This is a genomic window from Streptomyces sp. MMG1121 (assembly GCF_001280015.1).
Lineage (GTDB): Bacteria > Actinomycetota > Actinomycetes > Streptomycetales > Streptomycetaceae > Streptomyces.
This window is the reverse complement of record NZ_LGDV01000022.1, coordinates 1-2,355: the sequence shown is the minus strand read 5'-3', so window position 1 is coordinate 2,355 and position 2,355 is coordinate 1. Positions and strand designations below refer to the sequence as shown.

The window sequence follows — 2,355 nt, the reverse complement described above, 5'->3', positions numbered from 1 at the left end:
CTGGCCACCGGACACCCTCTGCTCGACACCGTGGTCGGTGTTCCCGACACGGGCGGTGCGGTGTGTACCGGCCGGCTGTCCCTCGCGGCCCAGCCGTGGCTGGCCGACCACATCGTGTCCGGCACGGTCCTGCTGCCCGGTACCGCCCTGGTGGAGCTCGCGATCCGCGCCGGTGACGAGGTCGGCGCGCGGACGCTGCGCGAACTGGTCATAGAAGCGCCCCTGGTCATCCCCGACAAGGGCGCGGTGCGCGTCCAGGTCTCGGTCGGTGAGGACACCGGCGCTGGCGTGCGGTCGGTCGCGGTGTACTCGCGGCCCGACGACGCGGAGTCCGGCGCGCCATGGATCCGCCACGCCAGCGGCCAGCTCGGCGACGACGCACCGGCACCCGACGCCGCCTTCGGCGTCTGGCCCCCGGAAGGCGCCCAACCCGTCGACCTCACCGGCTTCTACGCGAACCAGGAAGCCGCCGGATACGCGTACGGACCGCTGTTCCAAGGCCTCACAACGCTGTGGACCCGCGGCGAGGAGATCTACGCCGAGGTCACACTCCCGGCGGACGACGCCGAGGCGGCCGCTGGGTTCGGTCTGCACCCGGCACTTCTCGACGCGGTCTTGCACTGTGGCGCCTTCACCGAGCGGAAGGCCGAGGAGGGCAGACTCATCCTGCCCTTTGCATGGAACGGCATGACCCTGCACGCCTCCGGCGCCACCGCACTTCGGGTGCGTATGACGCCCACCGGGCCCGAGTCTGTGGCACTCGAACTCGCCGACGGTGAGGGCACCCCGGTCGCGTCGGTCGAGTCTCTCGTGCTGCGCGCGGTCGCGGACGAGCAGGTGAGGGCGGCAGGCCGCACCGGCCCCGGCACGGACACCCTGTTCGCCCTCGACTGGACCCCGTTGGGAGCCGGTGAGGGGGCCGACGTCGCCGCCACGGTGGTCCCCCACTCGGTCTCCATGGCCCTGGACGTCGAGGAACTGGTCCAGTCCGGTGCGTCGATGCCGGAGGTACTGGTCGTCGACGCCGTCGACGGAGTCGTCAGCGCCGAACGCGTCCGAGGTCTCGTCGGCCGTGTCCTCGGCATCCTGCAGGCCTTCCTCGCCGCGCCGGAACTCGAGGAAGCCCGCCTGCTCGTCGTGACGCGAGGTGCGGTGGGCGTCTGCGGCAACACCGAGGTGAGCGACCCGGCAGGCGCCGCGGTCTGGGGTCTGGTGCGCGCTGCACAGGCAGAAAACCCGGAGCGCATCGTGCTCATGGACGTGGACGAGATCCAGGCCTCCCGGTCCGCTCTGGCGGGCGTACTGGCCACCGGAGAAGCACAGGTGGCGGTGCGCGGCGACGTCGTGCACACGCCCCGACTGGTACGGGCCGCACTCGATGGCGCCACCGGGCCCGCACTGGACCCCGAGGGTACGGTGCTCGTCACCGGCGGCACCGGAACGCTCGGCGGCCTGGTCGCCCGGCACCTCGTCGCCGAACACGGCGTGCGGCACCTGCTGTTGACCAGCCGCCGAGGTCCGGAGGCGCCCGGTGCCCAGGACCTGACGGCCGAGCTGGAGGCGGCCGGAGCGAGCGTCACCCTGGTGGCGTGTGACATGTCCAAGCGCAGGGCGGTGAAGAAGCTCCTCGCGGCGGTCTCGCCCGAGGCGCCGCTGACCGCGGTCGTGCATGCGGCAGGCGTGCTCGACGACGGTGTGATCGCGAGCCTGACCCAGGAACGGATCGGAGCCGCCTTCCGCCCCAAGGTGGACGCCGTACTGACACTGCATGAGCTGACGCGCGACATGAACCTCTCGGCGTTCGTCCTGTTCTCGTCGGCCGCCGGCGTGATCGGTGGTCCGGGTCAGGGCAACTACTCCGCTGCGAACGCGTTCCTGGACGCCTTCGCGCAGTGGCGGCGTGCGCAGGGCCTCGCCGCCGTCTCACTGGCCTGGGGCCTCTGGGCGGAGTCCGGCGGCATGATCGCGACGATGAGCGAGTCGGACCAGGCCCGTATGAGCCGGGGCGGGGTGCTCCCGCTGGCCTCCGAGGACGGCATGGCCCTGCTCGACACGGCCCTGGCCGGCGAGGCGGACACGCTCGTCCCGGTGAAGTTCGACTTCGCCGCGTTGGCGGAGCAGGCACGGGCGGGCCAACTGCCGCCCGTGCTGGGCGGGTTGGTGCGCCAACCGCGCCGCACGGCGCGCATCGCGGCGGCCGCCTCCGGTGCCACCACGGGCGACACCCTGGCCGGCCGCCTCGTCGGCCTGACCCGTGACGAGCAGCGTCGGCATCTTGTGGAGTTGGTGTCGGGTGAGGTTGCGGTGGTGTTGGGGCATGCGGGTGCGGGGAGTGTGGGTGCGGGGCAGGCGTTC

The 2,355-nt window shown here is 72.4% G+C and carries 1 protein-coding gene; it reads left to right on the top strand.

Translation table 11 applies throughout. The features are described from left to right. On the top strand, window positions 1-2,355 hold a 2,355-nt coding region (locus ADK64_RS03980), incomplete at its 3' end, for a type I polyketide synthase (protein WP_324614361.1).